Source organism: Streptobacillus ratti, assembly GCF_001891165.1.
GTDB lineage: Bacteria > Fusobacteriota > Fusobacteriia > Fusobacteriales > Leptotrichiaceae > Streptobacillus > Streptobacillus ratti.
The window spans coordinates 26,131-32,270 of sequence record NZ_LKKW01000016.1; the positions used below are offsets into that span (position 1 = coordinate 26,131).

6 protein-coding genes and 2 tRNA genes are annotated in these 6,140 nt (G+C 26.5%); 2 read left to right on the forward strand and 6 right to left on the reverse strand.

Translation table 11 applies throughout. The features are described 5' to 3' along the window. Nucleotides 1–12 precede the first annotated feature (12 nt). From BT993_RS03955 to murC, 3 genes are read right to left on the reverse strand one after another with little or no spacing between them, the layout of a single operon-like run. Nucleotides 13–948 (reverse strand): tRNA dihydrouridine synthase, encoded by a 936-nt coding sequence (locus BT993_RS03955; protein ID WP_072593337.1) that lies wholly within the window; start codon nt 946–948, stop codon nt 13–15. 2 nt (nt 949–950) lie between these two features. Then, nucleotides 951–1,802 (reverse strand): UDP-N-acetylmuramate dehydrogenase, encoded by an 852-nt coding sequence (gene murB / locus BT993_RS03960; protein WP_072593338.1) that lies wholly within the window; start codon nt 1,800–1,802, stop codon nt 951–953. Continuing rightward, complete coding sequence (murC, locus tag BT993_RS03965; RefSeq protein ID WP_072593339.1) at nt 1,802–3,139, reverse strand: UDP-N-acetylmuramate--L-alanine ligase; 1,338 nt, start codon at nt 3,137–3,139, stop codon at nt 1,802–1,804. Before murC ends, murB begins: the two co-directional genes overlap by 1 nt. 253 nt (nt 3,140–3,392) lie before the next feature. Here murC and BT993_RS03970 point away from each other — a divergent pair, with 253 nt between their 5' ends. Both BT993_RS03970 and BT993_RS03975 read left to right on the forward strand, forming a co-directional pair. Continuing rightward, nucleotides 3,393–3,605: a helix-turn-helix domain-containing protein gene (locus tag BT993_RS03970; RefSeq protein ID WP_072593340.1), complete on the forward strand. Its 213-nt coding sequence runs from the start codon at nt 3,393–3,395 to the stop codon at nt 3,603–3,605. Next, nucleotides 3,602–4,849, forward strand: a complete 1,248-nt coding sequence (locus BT993_RS03975) for a DNA cytosine methyltransferase (protein WP_083557378.1) — start codon at nt 3,602–3,604, stop codon at nt 4,847–4,849. Before BT993_RS03970 ends, BT993_RS03975 begins: the two co-directional genes overlap by 4 nt. Before the next feature lie 265 nt (nt 4,850–5,114). Here the strand turns inward: BT993_RS03975 and BT993_RS03980 are convergent, their stop codons facing one another. The 3 genes from BT993_RS03980 to BT993_RS03990 all read right to left on the reverse strand — a co-directional run bounded on the left by BT993_RS03980 (nt 5,115) and on the right by BT993_RS03990 (nt 6,027). After that, nucleotides 5,115–5,792, reverse strand: coding sequence for a hypothetical protein (locus BT993_RS03980; RefSeq protein WP_143604253.1), 678 nt, complete (start codon nt 5,790–5,792; stop codon nt 5,115–5,117). Nucleotides 5,793–5,867: 75 nt separating this feature from the next. Then, nucleotides 5,868–5,944: transfer RNA gene (locus BT993_RS03985), tRNA-Asp, on the reverse strand. A 7-nt stretch (nt 5,945–5,951) separates the two neighbouring features. After that, nucleotides 5,952–6,027: transfer RNA gene (locus BT993_RS03990), tRNA-Val, on the reverse strand. Between the last annotated feature and the right edge of the window lie 113 nt (nt 6,028–6,140).

The window sequence follows — 6,140 nt, forward strand, 5'->3', positions numbered from 1 at the left end:
TCTCCTATCCTGTTACATTTTATTTAAAAAATATTTCATTTTTTCAAGTAATTCTATAATTTCATCATATTCAAAACTTTGATTAATTAAATCTTTAAAAGTATCTATACCCTGAATATTTTCAATATACCAAATTATATACTTTCTAATGTCAGGGAAAAATATATATTCATTGTCTATAGCATATTCTTTTACATGTCTAATTGCCATATTAATTCTATCAATATCCCTAACAACTGTCTTTATTTCTCCAAATTCAATTAATTCTTTAATTTGTGAAATTAACCATGGATTTCCAAGTATCCCTCTTGCAAGCATTATACCATCTACATTAGAATATTTTATCTTTTCTAAAGCATCTTTTGCATCAAATATATCTCCATTACCTATAACTTTAATATTTACATTATCTTTAACTTCTTTAATATATTTCCAATCTGCTTCTCCAGTATATTTTTGTTCTCTAGTTCTACCATGTATAGTAATATGAGAACATTTAAGTTTTTCTGCAATTTTCGCTATTTCTAAATAGTTTTCTGGTTTGTCATATCCTACTCTGATTTTTAAAGAAAGATTAGTTTCAGGGTTAAGAACTTCTCTTAATGATAGTAATATTTCTTCTATTTTTTTAGGATCTTTAATTAATGCTGAGCCATGCCCTGAATTAACTATTTTCTTCATAGGACAGCCACAATTTAAATTAATTTCTTTTACTCCCATACTTTCTATATACTTAGCAGCTTTCTTCATTAAATCTATATCTTTTCCAAAAATTTGTACCACATTATTTTCCCTAAGCTTTAATATTTTAGGTACTTCTGTATATGATAATTGATTTACACTTACCATTTCTGTAAAAGTAATATCTGGTTTAAAATCTTCTATTATTTTTCTAAAAGTATAGTCTGTAACTCCTGCCATAGGAGCTGTATATATCTTCACTCCCATTTTTACTCCACTGTTATTATCTCTGTTTCAAGCATTATTCCAGTTTTATCATTTACAACTTTTTTTACATGTTTGATTACTTCTTGTATATCACTAAATTTAGCATTTCCTAAATTAGTAATAAAATTAGGGTGAACTGGTGAAACTTGAGCATCTCCAACTCTAAATTCTTTTAATCCACAATCTGATATTAATTGTGCTGCAAAATTTCCAGCTGGATTTTTAAAAGTAGAACCTAAATTTGGATAATCTAATGGGTGCTTAGTTTTTCTTTGATTGTATTTATCTTCACTAGCCTCTTTATTAAATCCATAAGTTAATTTTAACAAGGTAGATATTACTACCCATTTATTATCTTTAATTTCAGTCCCTCTATATCTAAAATCCATATTTTCTTTTTTAAGTGTTTTAATTCCAACTTTTTTATCAAATACTTCCACTTCTTCTATTACATCAAATATTTCAGTCCCATAAGCTCCTGCATTCATATTAGTTATACCACCAAAACTTCCAGGTATACCTGACATATTTTCTATTCCTGATAAATTATTTTCACTCATGAATTTAATAAAATTATTAAAATCTACTCCTGAATACGCTCTTACTAATACATAATCATCATTTTTTTCTTCTATTACTATATTATTCATTTCATTTAATGTAACAAAAGATATATCTAAATATCCATCAGCTATTAAAGTGTTAGTCCCATTTCCTATTAAATATATTTTATCCCTACTATCATATATTTCTTGTAACTCATTTTTATCATGTATAAATATTAATTCTTTTGCAGTTCCTCCAACTTTCATATTAGAGTATTCTTTTATACTTACATCTTTTAATATTTTCATTATTTTACCATTTCTACAAATTTATGCCCATAACTTGATACACTTCCTGCACCCATAAATATGTAGACCTTTCCTTTTTTATCTTCTTCTAATAATAGCTTAGTCAATTCTTCTTTCTCATATACTTTAGAATGTTTACCTATCAATTTAGATAAATCTTCAGAACTTACATCGTATATATTTTCTTCACTAGCTGAATATATGGGTAATAACAATACTTTATCAGCTAAAGCTAAACTTTCTGCAAATTCTTCAAGAAAAAATTTAGTTCTTGAATATCTGTGTGGTTCAAAAATTACTATTATTTCTTTTTTTTCATTCATTTTAGCAGCATTAATAGTAGCCTTAATTTCTGTAGGGTGATGAGCATAATCATCTATTATTCTAAAATCTTCATCATATATTACTTGATATCTTCTATTTGCTCCCCTAAAATTTTCTATTCTTTCTTTAACCTTATCCATGTCAAGTTTTTCTTCGTGAGCTATATATATTACTGCTAGTGCATTAGATACATTATGTATACCAGGTACTGACAATTTAAATGTTCCTAACTCTATTCCATCTTTTACTACATCAAAGTATGTAATAGAATTTAAAGTATGAATATTTTTAGTATATATACTTACCTTATCACTATTTTTTTCATCAACTGAATAAAATACTAATTTATCATTACTATATGTTCTTATTTCATCACAATCAAAACAAGCAAGTACTTTATACTTAGTTTGCTCAATAAATTGTCCAAAAGATTTTTTAATGTTTTCTAAGCTACCATGAAATTCTAAATGATCTGCCTCTATATTAGTTATTATAGAATAGTATGGATTCATATACAGGAAAGAATTATCACTTTCATCTGCCTCAGCTATAAAATATTCTGAACTCCCTACCTTAGAATTAGATGCTATTTCTGGAATTATTCCACCAACAGCTACATATGGATCTTTATCTAAAAAAGCTACAGTAGTAAGAGATGAGGTAGTAGTTTTACCATGAGTTCCAGCAACTGCTATACCTAAAGGTAATTTATCCATGATTTCTGCAAGTAACTCTCCACGTCTAACCATTTTAATATTTTTTTCTACCATATACGTATATTCAGGATTGTCCTTTTTTATAGCCGTAGAGTACACATAAAGATCTATTTCTTTATCTTCAACATTTTCTCTTTTTTGACCTATATATACACTAATTTCATTATCTTCCAATTTCTTAGTTATATCCTTATACACTATATCTGAGCCAGATACCTTATACCCTAATTCTTTAAGTATTAAAGCTAGTCCACTCATACCTATACCATTAATGCCACTAAAAAAAGCTTTTTTCATAATATTTGACCTCCATACTTCTAAAATTAAATTATACAATTTTTATAATCAAAAATCAACAAAAGGAAAAAGAATATATGTATGATTATATAAATAACATTGTTAATTCTTTTATTTCTCTATTTTTTTATTTTCTGTTATATATTATTTCATAACAAATAAAGTTGAGTAATTAAAAAAATATAATTAGAAGTCGTAAATTTTTATTGACTACTAATTATTTTATTGTTAATATATCTAAGAGGTGATTATATTGTCTGTGAATTATAAGAAATTATGGAAATTGCTTATAGATAAAAATATGAATAAACATGATTTACATGTTATTAGTGGAATTTCTACAAGCACTATATCAAAAATGAGTAATGAAAAATATGTTTCTTTAGAAGTCCTTGAAAGAATTTGTAATGTATTAGACTGTGAAATTGGAGATATATTAGAGTTTGGAAGGAAAAATAAATTATGAAATCTAAAGAAAAACGAGTATTATCACTTTTTAGTGGCTGTGGTGGAATGGATATTGGATTTGAAGGTGGTTTCAAATGTTTAAAAAAATCTATTAACACAAATATACATCCTAATTGGATAGCAGAAGAAAATGGAGATTGGGTAACTGTTGATAAAACAGGATTTAAAATTGTATTTGCAAATGATATTAGACAAGATGCTAAAGCTGCTTGGGTTTCATATTTCTCTTCAATTTATGATAATGCAAATGAAATATATCATGTTGATAGTATAGTTAATCTTGTTAAAAGAGCATATAGTGGTGAAAAAGTATTTCCAGATAATATTGATATAGTAATTGGTGGATTTCCATGCCAAGATTTTTCTATGTCTGGAAAAAGAAAAGGATTTAAATCAGATAAAAATCATAATGGTGAAAAATTTGAAATTGATGAACCAACAGTAGAAAATAGAGGACAGCTATATATATGGATGAAAGAAGTTATAAGCATAGTAAAGCCCTCTGTATTTATAGCTGAAAATGTAAAAGGTTTAGTTTCTCTTGATAATGTAAAAGAGATTATTGAAAATGATTTTTCAGATGCTGCAAATGGTGGATATATTGTTATTCCTGCTAAAGTACTTCATTCTGCTAATTATGGAGTTCCTCAATCAAGAGAACGTATTTTTTTCTATGGATTTAAAAGATCTTCTTTAAAAAAAGATGCCTTAGAAGCTCTATCAAACATAGTTAAAAATCAAGATTATGACCCTTATCCATTACCAACACATACATTTAATATTAAAAAAGATGGACTACAAAAATTTGTAACTTGTAGAGAGGCATTAATTGGTCTAAAAGAACCTGAAAATACAAATGATTTAGCTCAAACAAAATATTCTAAAGCTAAATACATAAAAAAAGGACAAGGTAATATAGAAATTAAACTAGATTACATTTCTCCAACAATAAGGTCAGAACATCATGGTAATATTGAATTTAGAAGACTTAGCCTTGAAAATGGTGGAAGTAATATAGAAGAACTTAAAAATGGACTTAAGGAAAGAAGATTAACAGTGAGAGAATGTGCAAGAATTCAAACATTCCCAGATAATTATCAATTCATTTTAGAAAAAACTCCTGAAAACAAAGCAGTTAGTGCTAGTAGTGCTTATAAAATAATTGGAAATGCCGTACCTTGTGTTCTGGCATATAATATTGCTAAAACTTTAAGTGAAAAATGGAATATATATTTTAAATAAAAAAGAAACAGATTAGTAACCCAATACTTTTTGGAAAATCTTATTAATCTGTTTCTTTTTCTATAATAGAACTAATTTTTATTTTAAAATTATTTTTTTCTTCTTCACTTAAATTATCATAAATTTTAAGAAAATCTAAAATAAATTTCCTCATATTATTATTAAACCAAGATTCTGACTTCCTCATTGAATTATTTTCAAATAATACATCAATCCATCTTTTAGATAACACACTTTGCCAGTCATATATCAAATCCAATTTATCTTAGAGAGTATCATCATTCCTATATATTAAAACCTTATCATCAATATTTCTATATAATGTATTCCATATATTAAGTTCTTTAAATGAAACTTGAGGTCTAGGACTTCTATCTGGAAACTGTATTTTTGAATTTATAGAATTTATATATTGTCCTGTTACAATTTCAATATTATTTATACTGTGCTTTATAAATATAACCCATTCATTAGGAATTATTTGTTGGATGCTCGAACCATGAATTGAATTATTTTTTGTAGATTTCAATTCTATAGTTTCATAATACAGCTCACCATTTACATCTATCTCTAAACATATATCTGGATTAGTATATATAGAATTTTGGGTTGCTCTTAATATTTGTTTTAACTCATATGTTAATTCATCTGGAAGTAAAACTCTCTTAATCCTGTAATTAAGATATGGCTGTATTGAATATAATTTATCACCAATACATATATTATTTATCCCTGTATTATTTAATACCATATTAAATTCATTTTCTATCAAAAATTTTAAAAATTCTTTTAATGGTCTATCTGTATTAGCTTCATCACTTTGAAATGATATTTTTAACAAATCCTCCTTTTTAGAATTTAAAAATTTTTCAAGCTCATACATATAAAAATACATAAAGAAAGACTTATTATCTTCTATAGTAAAATCTCCTTTCTTAAACATAATATATTTATACAAAGTCTACTATTCTTTAAATAAAAAAAAACTTCCTATTAAAGAAGCTTATAAGAAATATAATGGCGGAAGTGACGAGACTCGAACTCGCGACATCTTGCGTGACAGGCAAGCACTCTAACCAACTGAGCTACACCTCCATAAAAATGGTGGTCACAACTGGGCTCGAACCAGTGACCCCCTGCTTGTAAGGCAGGTGCTCTCCCAACTGAGCTATGCGACCATCTATGTTTAACTATTATACAATAAAACCAAAAAAATTTCAACTCTTTTTACATAATTTTTTCATTTTTCTAATAAATCACAAGAATTTACACGGATATTTAGAATTAGAGG

Excerpts from the sequence above, each read along its gene's own strand:
- BT993_RS03955 (WP_072593337.1), bottom strand. The coding sequence starts at position 948 with ATGGGAGTGAAGATATATACAGCTCCTATGGCAGGAGTTACAGACTAT.
- murC (WP_072593339.1), bottom strand. The coding sequence starts at position 3,139 with ATGAAAAAAGCTTTTTTTAGTGGCATTAATGGTATAGGTATGAGTGGA.
- BT993_RS03980 (WP_143604253.1), bottom strand. The coding sequence starts at position 5,792 with ATGTTTAAGAAAGGAGATTTTACTATAGAAGATAATAAGTCTTTCTTT.
- BT993_RS03975 (WP_083557378.1), top strand. The coding sequence starts at position 3,602 with ATGAAATCTAAAGAAAAACGAGTATTATCACTTTTTAGTGGCTGTGGT.
- murB (WP_072593338.1), bottom strand. The coding sequence starts at position 1,802 with ATGAAAATATTAAAAGATGTAAGTATAAAAGAATACTCTAATATGAAA.